This window comes from Pseudonocardia sp. NPDC049635, from assembly GCF_040659795.1.
Classification (GTDB): Bacteria; Actinomycetota; Actinomycetes; order Mycobacteriales; family Pseudonocardiaceae; genus Pseudonocardia.
In genome coordinates this window covers 117,092-132,604 of record NZ_JBFAON010000008.1, presented here as the reverse complement: position 1 = coordinate 132,604, position 15,513 = coordinate 117,092, and the positions used below count along the sequence as shown (strand labels likewise).

The 15,513-nt window shown below is 73.1% G+C and carries 19 protein-coding genes and 1 pseudogene; 11 read left to right on the top strand and 9 right to left on the bottom strand.

Annotation, left to right across the window (positions count from 1 at the left end; translation table 11 throughout):
* Window positions 1-7 precede the first annotated feature (7 nt).
* The 4 genes from AB0J24_RS12735 to AB0J24_RS12720 are packed head-to-tail and all read left to right on the top strand — an operon-like array spanning window position 8 to window position 3,052.
* Entirely contained in the window at window positions 8-280 is a 273-nt protein-coding gene (locus tag AB0J24_RS12735) for a HypC/HybG/HupF family hydrogenase formation chaperone (protein ID WP_358679774.1), read from the top strand.
* A gap of 23 nt (window positions 281-303) precedes the next feature.
* Window positions 304-1,440 (top strand): hydrogenase formation protein HypD, encoded by a 1,137-nt coding sequence (gene hypD, locus AB0J24_RS12730; protein ID WP_358679772.1) that lies wholly within the window; start codon window positions 304-306, stop codon window positions 1,438-1,440.
* On the top strand, window positions 1,437-2,213 hold the full coding sequence (locus AB0J24_RS12725; RefSeq protein WP_358679770.1) for a DUF6390 family protein: 777 nt from the start codon (window positions 1,437-1,439) through the stop codon (window positions 2,211-2,213). The genes hypD and AB0J24_RS12725 overlap by 4 nt, the downstream gene beginning before the upstream one ends.
* Window positions 2,210-3,052 (top strand): hypothetical protein, encoded by an 843-nt coding sequence (locus AB0J24_RS12720; RefSeq protein WP_358679767.1) that lies wholly within the window; start codon window positions 2,210-2,212, stop codon window positions 3,050-3,052. Before AB0J24_RS12725 ends, AB0J24_RS12720 begins: the two co-directional genes overlap by 4 nt.
* 28 nt (window positions 3,053-3,080) lie before the next feature.
* Here the strand turns inward: AB0J24_RS12720 and tkt are convergent, their stop codons facing one another.
* A complete protein-coding gene (tkt, locus tag AB0J24_RS12715) occupies window positions 3,081-5,156 on the bottom strand; it encodes a transketolase (RefSeq protein WP_358679764.1) in 2,076 nt (691 codons plus the stop codon).
* A 119-nt stretch (window positions 5,157-5,275) separates the two neighbouring features.
* Here tkt and AB0J24_RS12710 point away from each other — a divergent pair, with 119 nt between their 5' ends.
* On the top strand, window positions 5,276-5,944 hold the full coding sequence (locus AB0J24_RS12710) for a response regulator transcription factor (RefSeq protein ID WP_358679761.1): 669 nt from the start codon (window positions 5,276-5,278) through the stop codon (window positions 5,942-5,944).
* The gene (locus AB0J24_RS12705) at window positions 5,941-7,137 is read left to right on the top strand and encodes a GAF domain-containing sensor histidine kinase (RefSeq protein WP_358679759.1); all 1,197 of its coding nucleotides are present in this window, start codon (window positions 5,941-5,943) and stop codon (window positions 7,135-7,137) included. Before AB0J24_RS12710 ends, AB0J24_RS12705 begins: the two co-directional genes overlap by 4 nt.
* Here the strand turns inward: AB0J24_RS12705 and AB0J24_RS12700 are convergent.
* Window positions 7,026-7,619 (bottom strand): STAS domain-containing protein, encoded by a 594-nt coding sequence (locus AB0J24_RS12700; RefSeq protein WP_358679756.1) that lies wholly within the window; start codon window positions 7,617-7,619, stop codon window positions 7,026-7,028. The genes AB0J24_RS12705 and AB0J24_RS12700 overlap by 112 nt on opposite strands.
* Window positions 7,620-7,741: 122 nt before the next feature.
* Between AB0J24_RS12700 and deoC the strand changes: the two genes are divergently transcribed.
* The gene (deoC, locus tag AB0J24_RS12695; protein ID WP_358679753.1) at window positions 7,742-8,464 is read left to right on the top strand and encodes a deoxyribose-phosphate aldolase; all 723 of its coding nucleotides are present in this window, start codon (window positions 7,742-7,744) and stop codon (window positions 8,462-8,464) included.
* Window positions 8,465-8,532: 68 nt separating this feature from the next.
* Window positions 8,533-9,957 carry a hypothetical protein gene (locus AB0J24_RS12690; protein WP_358679750.1) on the top strand — a complete coding sequence of 475 codons (1,425 nt, stop codon included), beginning with the start codon at window positions 8,533-8,535 and terminating at the stop codon, window positions 9,955-9,957.
* A 7-nt stretch (window positions 9,958-9,964) separates the two neighbouring features.
* On the opposite strand, the gene AB0J24_RS12685 is transcribed toward AB0J24_RS12690, so the two are convergent.
* A complete protein-coding gene (locus AB0J24_RS12685; RefSeq protein WP_358679748.1) occupies window positions 9,965-10,621 on the bottom strand; it encodes a TetR/AcrR family transcriptional regulator in 657 nt (218 codons plus the stop codon).
* Between the two features lie 97 nt (window positions 10,622-10,718).
* On the opposite strand from AB0J24_RS12685, the gene AB0J24_RS12680 reads away from it, so the two are divergent.
* Window positions 10,719-11,249 carry an SCP2 sterol-binding domain-containing protein gene (locus tag AB0J24_RS12680; RefSeq protein ID WP_358679745.1) on the top strand — a complete coding sequence of 177 codons (531 nt, stop codon included), beginning with the start codon at window positions 10,719-10,721 and terminating at the stop codon, window positions 11,247-11,249.
* Between the two features lie 22 nt (window positions 11,250-11,271).
* Window positions 11,272-12,480, top strand: a complete 1,209-nt coding sequence (locus tag AB0J24_RS12675; RefSeq protein ID WP_358679742.1) for an acyl-CoA dehydrogenase family protein — start codon at window positions 11,272-11,274, stop codon at window positions 12,478-12,480.
* Window positions 12,481-12,516: 36 nt separating this feature from the next.
* Here the strand turns inward: AB0J24_RS12675 and AB0J24_RS12670 are convergent, their stop codons facing one another.
* Both AB0J24_RS12670 and AB0J24_RS12665 read right to left on the bottom strand, forming a co-directional pair.
* Entirely contained in the window at window positions 12,517-13,053 is a 537-nt protein-coding gene (locus AB0J24_RS12670; protein WP_358679739.1) for a 3-keto-5-aminohexanoate cleavage protein, read from the bottom strand.
* Window positions 12,957-13,274, bottom strand: a complete 318-nt coding sequence (locus AB0J24_RS12665; protein ID WP_358680018.1) for a 3-keto-5-aminohexanoate cleavage protein — start codon at window positions 13,272-13,274, stop codon at window positions 12,957-12,959. The genes AB0J24_RS12670 and AB0J24_RS12665 overlap by 97 nt, the downstream gene beginning before the upstream one ends.
* 121 nt (window positions 13,275-13,395) lie before the next feature.
* Here AB0J24_RS12665 and AB0J24_RS12660 point away from each other — a divergent pair, with 121 nt between their 5' ends.
* On the top strand, window positions 13,396-14,238 hold the full coding sequence (locus AB0J24_RS12660) for a CPBP family intramembrane glutamic endopeptidase (protein WP_358679736.1): 843 nt from the start codon (window positions 13,396-13,398) through the stop codon (window positions 14,236-14,238).
* A 77-nt stretch (window positions 14,239-14,315) separates the two neighbouring features.
* Here the strand turns inward: AB0J24_RS12660 and AB0J24_RS12655 are convergent.
* From AB0J24_RS12655 to AB0J24_RS12640, 4 genes and pseudogenes are all read right to left on the bottom strand, one after another.
* Window positions 14,316-14,465 (bottom strand): annotated as a pseudogene (locus AB0J24_RS12655) (transposase); the annotation flags it as partial.
* Between the two features lie 25 nt (window positions 14,466-14,490).
* Window positions 14,491-14,910 carry a type II toxin-antitoxin system VapC family toxin gene (locus tag AB0J24_RS12650; RefSeq protein WP_358679733.1) on the bottom strand — a complete coding sequence of 140 codons (420 nt, stop codon included), beginning with the start codon at window positions 14,908-14,910 and terminating at the stop codon, window positions 14,491-14,493.
* Window positions 14,907-15,200, bottom strand: a complete 294-nt coding sequence (locus AB0J24_RS12645) for a type II toxin-antitoxin system prevent-host-death family antitoxin (RefSeq protein ID WP_358679730.1) — start codon at window positions 15,198-15,200, stop codon at window positions 14,907-14,909. The genes AB0J24_RS12650 and AB0J24_RS12645 overlap by 4 nt, the downstream gene beginning before the upstream one ends.
* A gap of 92 nt (window positions 15,201-15,292) precedes the next feature.
* Window positions 15,293-15,499: a hypothetical protein gene (locus tag AB0J24_RS12640; protein ID WP_358679727.1), complete on the bottom strand. Its 207-nt coding sequence runs from the start codon at window positions 15,497-15,499 to the stop codon at window positions 15,293-15,295.
* Between the last annotated feature and the right edge of the window lie 14 nt (window positions 15,500-15,513).

Below are 15,513 nucleotides of genomic sequence, written 5' to 3'. Positions count from 1 at the left end.
AGAGTTCATGTGCCTCGGCATCCCCGGACGGATCGTGGAGATCACCGACCGGGCCAACTGTCTCGCCAAGGTCGACGTGAGCGGCGTGCAGCGGACGATCAGCGTCCGGCTGCTCGAACGGGACTTCCCGGCCGTCGACGAATGGGTTCTCGTGCACGTCGGATTCGCCATGGCGCGTATCGACGAGAAGGAGGCCCTGCTGACCCTCGACGCCGTCCAGAAGATGGGCGAGAGCTATCAGGACGAGATCGACGCACTCGATTCGTCGTCCATCGTCTGACACATTTCGACCACGGAGCAGCCATGCGATTCGTCGACGAATTCCGCGACCCCGCGGCAGCCCGGGCACTGCTCGGGGCGATCGGGCGGCTCGCCGAGCCGCGCAGCGAGGGCGAACACTTCAAGTTCATGGAGGTGTGCGGCGGGCACACCCACACCATCTACCGGCACGGCATCGAGCACCTCCTGCCCGGCAACGTCGAGCTGGTGCACGGGCCGGGTTGCCCGGTCTGCGTCATCCCGATGGGCCGGGTCGACGACGCGATCTGGCTGGCCGAGCAGCCCGAGGTCATCCTGACCTGTTTCGGCGACATGATGCGCGTCCCCGGTTCGAACGGCAGCCTGCTCGACGCCCGTGCGCGTGGCGGCGACGTGCGGTTCGTGTACTCGCCGCTGGACGCGTTGAAGATCGCCGTCGACAACCCCGACCGCCAGGTCGTGTTCTACGCGATCGGTTTCGAGACGACCGCGCCGTCCACCGCGGTCACCCTGGTCCGGGCGCGTGAGCTGGGGGTGCGGAACTTCAGCGTGTTCTGCAACCACGTGACGATTGTGCCGCCGATCAAGGCCATCCTGGACTCGCCGGACCTGCGGTTGTCCGGGTTCCTCGGGCCCGGGCACGTCTCCACCGTCGTCGGGACGACGCCGTACCGTTTCGTCCCCGAGGTCTACCGCAAGCCGCTGGTGGTCGCCGGATTCGAACCGCTGGACATCCTCGCCTCGGTCGCGATGCTGCTGACCCAGATCCGGGAGGGCCGCTGCGAGGTCGAGAACCAGTACTCCAGGGTCGTCGACGAGCACGGCAACCCGGCGGCGCTGGAACTGCTGGGCCGGGTGTTCACGCTGCGTCCGCATTTCGAGTGGCGCGGGCTCGGGTTCATCTCGCAGAGCGCGCTCGCGATCCGCGAGGAGTTCGCGGAGTTCGACGCCGAGCGCCGGGTCGACCTGCCGGGGGTCCGGGTGGCCGACCCCAAGGCCTGCCAGTGCGGCGAGGTGCTGAAGGGGGTGCTCAAACCGTGGGAGTGCAAGGTGTTCGGCACCGCCTGCACCCCCGAGACCCCGATCGGGACCTGCATGGTCTCCCCGGAGGGGGCGTGCGCCGCCTACTACAACTTCGGGCGCATGCACCGCGACGCCGCCCAGCTGGTCGGCCAGGGGTGACGGCGGCGGCCACCGACGCCGGGGCGGAGCTGTTCGCCCGCTACGCCTACGCGCCGAACCACCTCGGCTACTGCGGACCACCGGCGGGCGACGTGCTCCGCACCGGGACGGCGGCACAGGTCCGGGCCGCGGCGCGCCGGTTCTCCGGCGCCTGGCCCTACCTGCAGGTGCTGTCCCGGATGGCCGGGATCGACGACCCGCTGGACCCACGGGTCGTCGAGTCCTACTGGTTCGGCGGCGGGGTGGGGGAGCGGTTGGACCCGAGGGCGTTCGGCGCCGAGCTGCTGGCCGTGATCGGCCCGCAGGCCGGGCACTACTGGTCGCACCTCACCGCCGACCTGCTCGACGAGGCCGCCGGCAACCACGCCTTCCACGTCCTCGGCGTCTACCCCTGGACCCGGTTGCTGGGCCGCGGGGCCGACGAGCACCCGCTGCACGTCCTGGACAGCTGCCGGATCACCTGGGCGACGGTGCTCGCCCTCCGCGGTGACGAGGTCGACGTCCGGTACCGGCCGCTGAGCCTGGTCGGCGGCGCGCTGCGGCTCGCCGAGCCGGTGGTGACCCGGATCCCGGCGGTCGTCGAGGGCTACGCCCCGGCCCCCGGGCTGCGGGTCGACGACGCGGTCGCACTGCACTGGGGCCGGATCTGCGGCCGCCTCGAACGCAGCCGGTTGCACGAGCTGCGGGCGAGCACCGTCCGCCAGCTGGAGCGGACGAACCGACGGCTGCTCCGGGTGGCGGCGCGGAGCGAACGGAAGGGGAGGGTGACGTGAGACCACGGATCCTGCAGACCGACGAGCAGATCGGATTCTCCTGGGCGGGCCCGGACGGCACGCCCACGACGCTGCGCACGCTGGTCACCACCGACGACGAACCGGACCGCCTCGTCGCCACCCACCTCGCCGCGCTGGACGACGCCCTGATCGACGCGGCACGGCGCTACGGCGAGCTGCTCGGCGGCGGCCGACGCCCCGACGCCGCCGAGCGCGAGTCGCTGCACACCCTGTACCGGGTGTTCGACCGCCTGGTGCACGACGTCGTGCTGGCCTCGCGCGAGCTGGGTGTGGAACCGGACGTGCGGACCGGGCAGATCGTCGGCACCAGCACGCTCGTCTCGGTCCGGGCCCGTGCGCCGCTCGGTCTGCTCGGCCCCGCACCGCTGGACGACGAACTGGACCGGCCCGGCCCGGGTGTGGTCGGCGGGTTCGGCGAGATGTGCCGGGTGGATCCGGCGCGGCCGTGGGCAGGCGGGCGGTGGGTCGTCCGCACCGAGGACGGCAGGCGGCTGCCGCTGACGCTGTCGACGCTGCTGTTCGACAGCTCCGGGGTGAACAAGGACGCCGCCCGCCGGGAGCACCGCGAGGCACTGCGCTCGGTGCTCGACGCCGCCGGCTCGGCCGCCGCCGATCCGCTGACCGTCGCCTGCGCGGTGGACTGGTTGCTCTACGACTTCCTGATGGCGCACCGGGAGGGCCCGGACAGCGCCGCCGTCGTCCTCGGCGACGGTGGCGCGGCGGACGCCGCACTGGTCCTCGACGCGGCACTCACCTCGGTGACCGCCCGGGCGGTCGTGGACCCCGGGCTGCTCACCCCCGAACCGGCGCCCCGCTGAGCCGGTGCGGACACCGGGTACGGGCCGCTCACCCCTGCGGGGTGCGGCCGATCGAGCGCAGGGCCGCCGCGGCGACCGCCCGGACGGTGAGACCGAGATGCGCGGCGACCTCGGCGCCGGGGCCGCTGTGCCCGAAGGACTCGATCCCGATCACCGTGTCCCCGGGCCGGGCGAGCGCCCGCCACCCGGTCGGGACGCCGGCCTCGATCCACACCACCGGCACCGCGGGCCGGGGGACCTGCCCGGCGTCGAGGGCCCGGTCGAACCGTTCCCGCCACGGCACCGACAGCACCCGCGCCGCGGTGCCGCGGGCACGCAGCAGCTCGGCGGCCTTGCAGGCCAGCCCGACCTCGGAGCCACTGGCGGCCAGCACGACGTCCGGCCGGGCCGGGTCGGTGCCGACCACCCGGAACCCGTGCTCGCGGATCCGGTCGAGGTCCCCGGAGCCGAGCTCGGGGAGGTCCTGCCTGCTCAGCACGACCGCGGTCGGCCGGTCGGTGGAGGTCGCGGCGATCTCCCAGGCGAGCGCGGTCTCGGCGGAGTCGGCCGGGCGCAGCACGGTCAGGCCGGGGATCAGCCGCAGCGACTCCAGCTGCTCGACCGGTTGATGGGTCGGCCCGTCCTCACCGACGTGCACCGAGTCGTGGGTGAACAGGTAGGTGACCGGGAGCCCCATCATGGCCGACAGCCGCAGCGCCGGGCGGAGATAGTCGGCGAACACCAGGAAGGTGCTGCCGAACGGCCGCAGCCCGCCGTGCAGGGCGATCCCGTTCAGCGCCGCGGCCATCCCGTGCTCCCGGATGCCGAACGCCACGGTCCGTGCGGCGAACGAACCGGGGCCGACGTCACCACCGGGCAGCACCGTCCCGGTCGAGGAGGCCAGGTCCGCGGAGCCACCGACCAGGCCGGGACAGGCGTCGGCGACCGCACGCAGGGCGGCCGCCGAGGCGCGCCGGGTCGCCACGGCGCTCGGCGCGCCGGGTCGGTCCGCGGCACCGGCGAGCCGTCGCAGCCCGCGCAGGTCGTCCAGGACCGGCGTTGCACGCAGCGGGAACACCGCCGCGGCCGCGGGACGGGCGGCGCGCCACCGCCCGTGCAGCTCCGTCCACTCGCGCCGGGCCGCCGTCCACCGCTCGCGCAGTCCGGCGAGGGACCTGCTCAGCTCGGCGGGGACGGCGAACGGCGTGTCCGGCATTCCCGCGGCGGCCCGCATCGCCCGCACCGCCGCCGGGCCGACCGGGCTGCCGTGCGCCTTCGGCGTGCCCTCCACCCCGGGTGCGCCGAGACCGATCGTGGTCCGGACCGACACCAGGGTCGGCCGGCCGGTCTCGGCGCGGGCGGCCGTGTAGGCGCGGTCCAGCGCGGCGGCATCGGTGCCGTCCTCGACCCGCACCGTGTGCCAGCCGTAGGCCCGGAAACGGGCCTCGACGTCGTCGGTGCAGCTGTGTGTGGCGGGCCCGTCGATGGTGACGTCGTTGTCGTCGAACACCACGGTGAGCCGGTCGAGACCGAGCCGCCCGGCCAGCGACGCGGCCTCGTGGCTGACGCCCTCCATCAGGCAGCCGTCGCCGGCCAGCACCCAGGTCCGGTGGTCGACGACCGGGTGCTCCGCGGAGTTGCAGCGCTCGGCGAGCATCCGCTCGGCGAGCGCCATCCCGACGGCGGTGGCGATCCCCTGCCCCAGCGGGCCGGTGGTGGTCTCCACGCCGGGGGTGATCCCGTACTCGGGATGGCCCGGCGTGCGGGATCCCGTCGTGCGGAACCGGCGCAGGTCGTCGAGGCCGAGGTCGTAGCCGGTCAGGTGCAGCAACGCGTAGAGCAACATCGAGCCGTGCCCGGCGGAGAGCACGAAACGGTCCCGGTCCGGCCAGCCCGGGTCGGCGGGGTCGTGGCGCAGGTGCCGCGACCACAGCACCCATGCCGGGAGGGCGGCGCCCAGCGGCAGGCCGGGGTGCCCGCTCCCGGCCTCCTCCACCGCGTCGACCGTCAGCAGCCGGATCGTGTGGGCGGCGAGCTCGTCGAGGTCGGTGGTGGGTGTGCGGTCCGGCACGTCCCGGGGCGTGTCGAACGGGTGGAGGACCTGTTGGCTCCGGTTCTCGGTCATCACGCGCCTTTCGTGGGTGGCGGATCGACCGTAGGAATCCGCGGATCGCGTTCTCGTCCCCCACGTCGGGGGAAGTCCGGGGGATCCCCGGGCGGCGTTCGCGGACCTAGGATCCGGCCATGGTGACCCGGGGATCCGGCCCGATCCGGGTCGTACTGGTCGACGACCACGAGATGGTGGTCGAGGGACTGAAGGCGATGCTCGGAGCGTTCCGCAGCCGGGTCCGGGTGGTCGGGCACTGCATCGGGGCCGAGGACGCGGTCGAGGTGATCACCGGGCTGGCCCCCGACATCGTGCTGTGCGACGTCCGGATGCGCGGCAGCAGCGGTCTGGACCTGTGCCGCAGGGTGCTCCAGCGCGACCCCGCCAGCCGGATCGTGCTGCTCTCCGTGCACGACGACGAGCAGTACCTGTTCCAGGCCGTGCGCGCCGGAGCCTGCGGTTACCTGCTCAAGGACATCGGCGGGGCCGACCTGGTGCGCCAGATCGAGAGCGCGCACGCGGGCACCACCGTGCTCGATCCGGGTATGGCCGCCCGCGCCGTGGACACCGCCGCCCGGATGCAGAGCAACGAGTTCTGGCCGGGCAGCAGGCACGGGCTGACCCAGCGGGAGAGCGAGATCCTCTCGCACATGGTGACGGGCATGTCGAACCGTGCGATCGCCGGCCGCCTGGTGATCAGCGACGAGACGGTCAAGAGTCATCTGCGCTCGATCTACCGCAAGCTGGACGTCGGCGACCGGACCGGCGCGGTCGCGGCAGCACTGCGCGAAGGGATCTTCCGGTGAGCGGGCCGCGTCCGCTCGACCCGGTCGGTGCGCTGATCGACCCGGACGACGAGGTGGCGCTGCTGCTCGACGTCATCCGGCTCACCACGACCGGCCCGGACGTCGAGCGGCTGGCCGCCGAGGTCGCCCGGATCATCACCGCGACCACGGCCACCGATGTGTGCTTCGTGCACGTGCTCGACGACTCCGACCGGTCGCTGACCCTGGCCGGCGCCACCCCGCCGTTCGACGGGCAGGTCGGCCGGGTCCGGCTGCCGCTGGGCACCGGCGTCTCGGGCTGGGTGGCCCGCAACCGCGAACCGGTCGTGATCGTCGAGGACAAGGAACGGGACCCCCGTTACGTGCCGATCCCGGCGCTGCGCGGGGCGGACTTCACCTCGATGGCCTCGATCCCGATGGAGCTCGACCCGGGTGACCTGGTCGGCGTGCTGAACGTGCACAGCGTGGCCCGCCGGGCGTTCACCGGCCGCGACGTCGAGCTCCTGCGCAGCATCGGACGGCTGGTCGCGGGAGCGCTGCACCAGGCCCGGCTGCACCGGCGGCTGGCCGCCCGCGAACGCAGCCACGAGCTGTTCGTCGAGCGGGTCGTCGCCACCCAGGAGGCGGAGCGGCGCCGGATGGCGGCCGACATCCACGACGGCATCTCACAGCGGTTGATCAGCCTGTCGTACCACCTGGACGCTGCGTCGAACGCGGCCGACGGGGACGAGCTGGCCGCCCAGCTGGGGTGTGCCCGCGACCTGCTCGGCCTGGCGCTCGACGAGGCGCGCTCGGCCATCGGCGGCCTGCGGCCGCCGATCCTGGACGATCTCGGCCTGGCCGGTGCGCTCGACAGCCTCGCCCGGTCCACCGCCCAGCTGCCGGTGGAGGCGCAGGTGACCGACCGGCGTCTCCCCGAGCACGTCGAGGTGGCGCTGTACCGGATCGCTCAGGAGTGTCTGCAGAACGTCGTCAAGCACGCGGCGGCCTCGGCGGCCGTGATCCGGTTCGAGGTCACCGGCGGCATCGCCCGCCTCGAGGTGAGCGACGACGGGGTCGGCTTCGACAGCGGTGCGCCGGCCGGGCCCGGACCCGACGAGGCCTACGGTCTGCGTTCGATGACCGAGCGCGCGGAACTGGTCGGTGGCCGGCTCCGGATCCGGTCCCGGCCGGGGACCGGCACCACGGTGACCGTGACGGTGCCCGACGGGTGAGGCGCCGGTCGGCTCACCCCCCCGCCGGTGCGCGGGCTGCCGTCGAGCCGGGTGTCCGGATCGGGCACGCCGAACACGGTGTCCCGGGAGCCGGCCGGCCCGTCGGGCAGCCGGTCGAGGACCTCGAACTGTTCCATCGCGCCGGTGACCTGCAGTGCCCGCCGGGCCGCACGGCCGGTGCCGCAGAGGATCCGCAGCCGCCTGCCCTCGGCGTCGAGCCGGTCCCGGGACTCCAGCAGCGCGGCCAGCCCCGCGGTCCCGAGGACGTCCACACCGGACAGGTCGAGGACGATGTCGTCGGCCTGCTCGGACCGGATCCCGAGCTCGACCCAGAGGTCGGGGGAGGTCTCGTCGTCGATCGCGCCGATCGCGCGCAGGACGGTCGCACCGGAGGGGTGCCGGGCGGTCTCGAAGCGGAGCGCGGGCCCGGTGTCCCGACGGTGGGCGGGCGCTGGCGCCGGGTGGTTCCGTTGCTCGTCCACGACCGACCGCCTCTCCTGCGACCGGTGGGTCCGGTCCACGGCCAGCATGGCAAGGACCGGCCGTGACCGCATGCGGTACGCGTAGCCTCGTCGTGCACCCGCCGTCGCAGAGAGGGGACCTCGTGCGCGTCCCGACCCTCACCGCCACCGAGATCGCCGGGATGATCGACCACGCGATCCTCAAGCCGGAGCTGACCAGGTCCGAGGTCGACGCCCAGCTCGACGTCGCCGCCCGGTACCGGGTGTTCAGTGTCTGCGTCCGTCCCGGCGATGTCGCGCACGCCGTGAGCCGGCTCGACGGCACCGGCGTCGCGGTCGGCACCGTGATCGGGTTCCCGCACGGCACCACCAGCACCGCGGCCAAGGTCGCCGAGTCCCGCGCCGCGATCGCCGACGGCGCCGCCGAGCTGGACATGGTGATCAACGTGGGGTGGCTGCGCAGCGGCCTGCTCGACGACGCCGAGAGCGATGTCCGCGCCGTCGTCGGCGCCGCAGGCGGCCGGATCGTGAAGGTCATCCTGGAGACGGCACTGCTGTCCGACGAGGAGATCGTCGCCGGGTGCGGGGTCGCCGAACGGGCCGGAGCGGCGTTCGTGAAGACCTCCACCGGTTTCGCCGGTGGCGGTGCGACGCCCGAGCACGTCGCGCTGATGCGGCGCAGCGTCGGTCCGTCGGTCCGGGTGAAGGCCTCGGGCGGGGTGCGCGACCTGGACACCGTGCTCGCGTTCCACGCCGCCGGGGTGACCCGGTTCGGCACCAGCGGGACCGCGACGATCCTGTCCGACGCCGCCGACCGGGACGCCGGCGGTTCCACCCGGGCCCGGGTGGACGACACCTCGTACTGAGCGGTACGCGACGGCACCCGATCTGGGAGGCTGGCCCGGCGAACGCGCCCGTGAACCGGAGGAGACCGATGGCAGAGCAGCCCCGCCCGTCCCCGTGGTCGCCCGCAGGGGTCACCGGGACGCTGATCGGTGCGGCACTCGGGACCGTCGGAGCCGCGGTCGAGATCGGTCGCAGGCTCCCCGGCTGGCTCGCCGAGGCGCCCCGTGCGGTCGAGTCGATGCCGCGGTTCGCCGCGGACGTCGCCGCGCTGCCCCGCCGGATCGCCGGTGTCGACACGGCACTGACCGGTCTCGCGCCGGTGCTCGACGACGTCCTCGGGCGGGTCGTGACCCTGTGGGACGACCCGGGGACCGTCGACCGGATCGACCGGCTCACCTCGGCCGTGGTGGAGCTGTCGACCGCGGCCGGTCCGCTGACCGAGCTGGCCGGGGCACGGCGGGACCTCGGGACCCTGGCCGGTGCGGTCGGCCCCCTGCGCGACCTGGGTGAGGCGGTCGAGTCACTGCGGGAGCTGGCGGAGGCGGTGGGCCCGCTGCGGGAGCTGGCAGCAGCGGTCGAGCCGTTACAGGAGTTGTCCGCGACGGTGGGCCCGTTGCGCGAGCTGGCCACGGCGGTGGAGCCGCTGCGGGAGCTGGCGGTGGCGGTGGGCCCGTTGCGCGAGCTGTCCGATGCGGTGGGCCCGTTGCGTGAGCTGGCCACGGCGGTGGAGCCGCTGCGGGAGCTGGCCGCGGTGCGCGGTGACCTGCACGAACTGGCCGGCGCGGCCGAGCCGTTGCGCGCACTCGCCGGGGCTCGCGAGGACCTGGCCGCACTCGCCGGTGCGGCGGGTCCGCTGCACGATCTGGCGAGCGCCGGTGCGCACCTGGAGTCGCTCACCGACGCGGTTCCCGCCGTGCAGGCACTGGCCGCCGCGCGTGACGATCTGGCCCGGCTCGCCGAGGCCGTCGGCCCGCTGCAGACCCTGTCGGCCACCCGCGACGACCTCACGACGCTCGCCGGTGCGGTGGAGCCGCTGCGCGAACTGGCGCGGACCCGGGAGGATCTCGCCGCGCTCGCCGGTGCGGTGGAGCCGCTGCGCGAGCTCGCGCGGACCCGGGACGATCTCGCCGCGCTGTCCGGTGCGGTGGAGCCGCTCCGTGCGCTCGCGACCGTGCGTACCGACCTGTCCGCGCTCGCCGCCTCGATCGACGAGAGCGGTGCGGTGCACCGGCTCGCGTCCGTCGTCGCCGACCCGGCCGGTGAGGACGGTGAGCGCAGACCCCGTCTCGCCGCGCTCGACGCGAACCTCGCTCAGGCCGCCGACCAGCTCACCACTGTCGCCCCGGACCTGCGTTCGGTCGCGGCCCGGATCGACGCGCTCGACCGCCAGATCGGCGTGCTCGCCGACGCGCTCGCCCCGCTGCAGGGGACCACGGAGCGGATCGGGCGGATCGTCGACCGGCTGCCGGACCGGACCCGCAGGCTGGTCACGCGTCCGGCCCCGGAGCGCTGACCCGGGATCACGGCTCCGGTCGGTGGTCGCGCAGCCGGGCGAGTCCGGTCCAGACGAGCGCGAGCAGCAGCTCCGTCAGCGCCTCCGGATCCTCCGTGCCGCCCGAGGCGGACCAGTCGGCGAGACCCTCCGCCGCACCGACCAGGGCGGCGGCCAGCGGTGTAGCGAGGGTCCGGGTGTCCGCCGGGTCCGGGCCGGGCAGCTCGGCCGCGAGGAGCTCGGCCACCCGGTCGACGATCCTGGCCCTGGCACGGTGCACCTCGTCGGCGAGCGTTCCGGTGCGGGCCTGCCGGTAGAGCACCGACCAGCCGTCGCGGTGCGTGGTGAGCGTCGCGAAGTACGCGCGCAGGCCACGCCGCAAGCGGTCCTCGGTCGCCCGGTCCTCCCCCGGGGCGGCCCTGGCCCCCGCGGCCTGCGCGACCGAGGTCAGCAACCGGTCGGCCTCGCGCCGGATGCAGCGCCGCAGCAGCTCCTCCTTGGAGCCGCCGCCGTGCGTGTAGACCATCGGTTTCGACAGTCCGGCCTGTTCTGCGACGTCGTCCATCGACGCGTCGTGGAAGCCGACCCGGGAGAACACGCGCACCGCCGCGTCGAGCACCTGGCGCTCGCGCTGCTCCGGCGGGAGCCGTCGGCGCCGGCCGGTGGCGCTCGTCGGGGGGACCACACTCGACACCTTACCTACTCATGCGTAAAGTACCGTCCAGGCGAACCTGGTACTGGAAGTACCGGACATTTTCGACCACGACGAGGTGGAGTGACCGATGGCCGACACGGTCGACATCAACGAGCTGGGCCGCAGCATCGACCCGAAGAGCCTGTCCGACGAACAGCTGCTCGCCACGCTGGGCACCGCCCTGCGCGACGGCGACCCGGCCGAGGTCGACCCGTCGCTGTTCGCCCGCCTGGTGAAGGGGGCCTCTAAGCAGCAGCTGGCGACCGTCATGGCCTCCGACGTGCGCCGCCCCGTCCTGCAGGCGATCTTCGGGCGGATGAGCGAGTTCTACACGTCGAAGGGGGCGAGCGGGAACCGTCAGGTCGTGCACTGGCACATCACCGACGGCGACGTCGTCGACAGCTTCGAGACCGTCCTGAGCGGTGGCACCTGCACGGTCACCGAGGGCACCTCGGAGGACCCGCGGACCGCCCTGACGATGCCCGGAACCGAGTTCCTGAAGATCGTCACCAACAACGCGAACCCGGTGACCCTGTTCATGACGCGCAAGCTGAAGGTCTCCGGCGACGTCGGCTTCGCGACCGCGCTGCCGAAGATGTTCCAGATCCCGTCAGCCTGACGAGAGAACGAGGGGCCGCGTCATGACCTCCTTCGAACTGTCCGAGGAGCACCGCGAGCTGCAGCAATGGGTGCACGGGTTCGCCGCCGACGTCGTCCGCCCGGCCGCCGCCGAGTGGGACGAGCGCGAGGAGACCCCGTGGCCGATCCTGGCCGAGGCCGCGAAGATCGAGCTCTACAACTTCGAGACGCTCGCGTCGTTCTGGGGTGACGAGACCGGACTGTCCATGCCGCTGGTCAACGAGGAGCTCTTCTGGGGCGACGGCGGCATCGGCATGGCGATCTTCGGCACCACCCTCGCGGTGGCCGGGATCTTCGCCTCCGGCACCCCGGAGCAGATGGTCGAGTTCATCCCGCAGTGCTACGGCGACGCCTCCGACCCGAAGGTCGGCGCGTTCTGCTCGTCCGAGCCCGAGGCCGGCTCCGACGTCGCGGCCATGCGCACCCGCGCGGTGTACGACGAGGCCCGCGACGAGTGGACGCTGAGCGGCCAGAAGGCGTGGGCCACCAACGGCGGCATCGCGAACATCCACGTGGTGCAGGCCGTCGTCGACCCGGAGCTGGGCGGCAAGGGGCAGGCGGCCTTCGTCGTCCCACCGGGGACCCCGGGGCTGGAGTCCACCCGGAAGATCAAGAAGATGGGGTTGCGGGCGTCACACACCGCGGACGTCTTCCTCGACGACGTGAAACTGCCGGGCTCCTGCCTGCTCGGCGGCAAGGAGAAGCTCGACGAGCGGCTCGCCCGAGCCCGGTCCGGTGAGCGGTCCACGGGCTCCGCCGCGATGCAGACCTTCGAGCTGTCCCGGCCGACGGTCGGCGCCCAGGCGATCGGGATCGCCCGGGCCGCCTACGAGTACGCCCTCGACTACGCCAGGGAGCGGGTCGCGTTCGGCCGGCCGATCATCGCCAACCAGTCGATCTCGTTCACCCTCGCGGACATGAAGACCGAGATCGACGCCGCCCGGCTGCTCGTGCACCGGGCCGCCTGGATGGGCCGCAACGGCGTGCCCTTCACCGCCGGCGAGGGCTCGATGTCCAAGCTCAAGGCCGGCCGGGTCGCGGTGTGGTCCACCGAGCGGGCCATCCAGATCCTCGGCGGCGCCGGGTACTCCCGCGAGCACCCGGTGGAGCGGATGCACCGGGACGCGAAGATCTACGACATCTTCGAGGGCACCGAGCAGATCCAGCAGCTCGTCATCGCCCGGGCGATCTCGGGGATGCACCTGGCCTGACTCCCGGCCCCACCGGAGGTCCGGACCGGGCCATGATCAGGCCGTGTGCAGGCCGTCCGACGGTCGTGGGCCGGCCCCGGCCGCCCGGGCGAGCGCCACCGTGACCAGCTCGGCGTTCGTCACCGCAGGCGTGCCGTCCGGGAGGACGGTGACATCCTCGAACCCGATCCGCGAGCCGAGCCCGTTGCGGACGGCGTGATCGAACATCGGCCAGGCCGTGTCGTCCGCGCCGTGCAGGACGATGTGCGCGTCGGCGCTGTGTTCCCGGACGAGCTCCAGCATCCGGTCCGCCTGTTCCACGCACCGTGCGTGGGCGAGCCCGGCCGGAAGCTCGACGAGGACCCGGATGCAGTCGCCACGCAGGGACGATGCTGCCCACCGACGGGCGGCCCGGAGGTCCCACAGACCGGCCTCGACGCCGATACCGCGGTCCAGCAGGGCGGCCGCCACCCGTTCCGCCCCCTCCTCGTGCCAGTTCACCGAGGCGAAGTCGGGGGGCCGGGCCCAGGACCGGACGGCCGCCACCCGGTCCCGGGGGTCGGGCAGGATCCACGCCCCGGTGGTGAGCCCCACCGGCTGACGGGCGCACGGCCCCGGACGAGGTCGAGGAGCGGATCGACGTGCTCGGCCGCCAGGGTGTCCCGCCCGCGACCGTCCTTCGCGTGGACGTGTGCGGCACCGGCGCCGGCGGCGGCGCAGGCCGCGACCTGCACCGCGATGTCGACGGCCGAGGTGGGTGGGCCGGAGTGCCCCGACGGTGGGCGGTTTCCGTTGACGCACGCCTTCACCAGCATTCGCGGCTTCTCCGCCCGGTCGGTCGTCCGTCGGAAGATCATCCTACGAGAACCGGGCCCCGCAGCGTCACGATGACTTCTGGCAGGTCCGTCGGGAGGCCCCGGGTCCTACCGTCGGCCCATGTCACGTTCCACCCCGCAACGGGGCTCGACCGCTCCCGCATCGCTGACGCTACGTCTCGCGATCGCGACCGCGGGGACGCTGCTCATCTGGCTGGGGGTGACCCGGCTGAGCACCGCGCTGTGGGGCGAGGGCATGTCGCTCGCGAAGCACCTCACCAACGCCGTCGGCGCCTTCGTCCTCGCGGTGCCGCTGGTCCTGGTGCTGTGCCGGTACGTGGACCACCGCCCGGTGTCCTCGCTGGGGCTCCGGGGCGGGGGGCAGGCCTGGCGCGACGCCCTGTACGGCGCGCTGACCTGGCTCCTCCCGGCCACCGGCGGTCTCGTCGTCGCGATCGCACTTGGCTGGCTGGATATCCGGCTCGAGTCCTCGGCCGCCGAGCTCGTCGGCGCGATCCTGCTGCTGGTCGTGCTCGTGTTCTGCTACGAGGCGTTCCCCGAGGAGCTCGTCTTCCGTGGCTACGTCTACCGGAACCTCACCTCGGTCGTCGCGCCCTGGGTCGCCGTTCTGGTGCAGGCCGTCCTCTTCTCGATCTTCGGAACCGTGCTGTGGGTCGTCACCGCCGGCTGGGGGGTGTTCCTCGAGCGCTCGGTCCTGTTCTTCGGCATGGCGGTCGTCACCGGCTGCATCCGCCTGATAGCGGGCTCGGTGTGGGCCTCCATCGGGTTCCACTTGGCGTTCCAGGTGGTGATGCAGCTGGCCCTCTCCTCGTCCTACGTCGACATCGAGGTCAGTGACGACGGTGTCTTCATCCTGGCGACGGCCGTGGTGGCGTTCTGCGCGGCGACGACCGTCGCGGGCAGGCTGTGGCGGGGCCCGGTGAACTGGACCGCGCCCGGCTGACGGTCCCCTCCTCGGTTCCGGCAGGGCCCCGCGGGAAATCGGCTCTTCCGGTTCTGGAGTGTGAGGGCTCCGCAGCGCAGTAGCGGCCGGATGCGGTAGTTGATCAGGTTGCGGAATCCCAGGGCGTTGCGGCGGAGCGATTCGAGGCGGCCGTTGATGGCCCCGGTGGGTCCGTCGGATGCCCGGTGGTCGAAGTAGGCCAGGACGTCGTCGCGGCGTCGATACAGGGGTGTTGCTGCCATCCGAAGAACGTCACGACCCCTCCAGCAGGTCGATCACGGTCAGCGCGGACTCGAGGCCTGTGAAGTCACCGGCGTTCCGGGTCAACAGGGCCACGCCGTGTCGCGCCGCAGTCGCGGCGATCTGCAGGTCCAACCGTCGTGGCCGGGGGTTCCGCCCGTACTGACGCACCAGCGTCGCCAGAGCTCCGTAGTATTCGGCGGCGACCTGATCGAAAGTCAGTACCTCGAACCGGTCCAGGACGGCCTGCACGCGCCGCCGGCGGTGCATCTGGACGACCGGATCCGACACGGCGCTCACGCCGTAGTGCAACTCGCCCATCGTGACCGCGGAGACCGCCACCTCGTCAGCGACCGTCGCGACCCGGGCGGCCGGAAAGTCGATCACGACCGAGGTGTCGAGCAGTGCGCGGCGCGGCCCGCTCGTGGTCAACGCAGGCCGCCCTCGAACGGGTCGGTGATGTCGTCGCCGCTGAAGAGCTCGTCGGCAGCGGCCAGATCGGCCTGCCACGCGGCCGGGTCGAGGACCGGCTCCGCCGCGAACGCATCGACCAGCTCGGACACCGGCACAAAGCGACGCCTACCCGTTCCTTGCTGGTGCGGAACCACATCGGCGACCGGCCGACCGTTGACGGTCACCACGAACGACTCGCCCGCGGCGACCCGACGCATGACCGACGCGTTGTCGTTGCGCAGGTCCGACTGCCGGATCTCCTGACTCATAGCGCTATCATAGCTCTCTGATAGCGCCTATTGCCTGACGACGTCGTCGCGGCTTTGAGCTGGGCGGACGAACTGGCCTGAAGTGACACCGGTCAGCCGGACACCTCGTTCTGTGTCGTGAGCTGCTGGCCGTAGGCCGCGGGGCCGGGTCGGTCCATCAGCTGGTGCAGACGCACGGCGGCCTCGTACTCGAGCCGCTGCCACCGGGTCTCCGAGGCGGTGGCCGCCGGGCCGGTCCCGGTGCGCCGAGACCGCCACCGGGTGGCCGGTCCCGGCACGGCCCGGTCAAGATGGGGCACGAGCCGGGCCGACG

Coding starts and splice junctions, on each gene's coding strand:
- AB0J24_RS12735 (WP_358679774.1), top strand. CDS start 8: ATGTGCCTCGGCATCCCCGGACGGATCGTGGAGATCACCGACCGGGCC.
- hypD (WP_358679772.1), top strand. CDS start 304: ATGCGATTCGTCGACGAATTCCGCGACCCCGCGGCAGCCCGGGCACTG.
- tkt (WP_358679764.1), bottom strand. CDS start 5,156: ATGACCGAGAACCGGAGCCAACAGGTCCTCCACCCGTTCGACACGCCC.
- AB0J24_RS12710 (WP_358679761.1), top strand. CDS start 5,276: ATGGTGACCCGGGGATCCGGCCCGATCCGGGTCGTACTGGTCGACGAC.
- AB0J24_RS12690 (WP_358679750.1), top strand. CDS start 8,533: ATGGCAGAGCAGCCCCGCCCGTCCCCGTGGTCGCCCGCAGGGGTCACC.
- AB0J24_RS12680 (WP_358679745.1), top strand. CDS start 10,719: ATGGCCGACACGGTCGACATCAACGAGCTGGGCCGCAGCATCGACCCG.
- AB0J24_RS12675 (WP_358679742.1), top strand. CDS start 11,272: ATGACCTCCTTCGAACTGTCCGAGGAGCACCGCGAGCTGCAGCAATGG.
- AB0J24_RS12665 (WP_358680018.1), bottom strand. CDS start 13,274: ATGCTGGTGAAGGCGTGCGTCAACGGAAACCGCCCACCGTCGGGGCAC.
- AB0J24_RS12660 (WP_358679736.1), top strand. CDS start 13,396: ATGTCACGTTCCACCCCGCAACGGGGCTCGACCGCTCCCGCATCGCTG.
- AB0J24_RS12645 (WP_358679730.1), bottom strand. CDS start 15,200: ATGAGTCAGGAGATCCGGCAGTCGGACCTGCGCAACGACAACGCGTCG.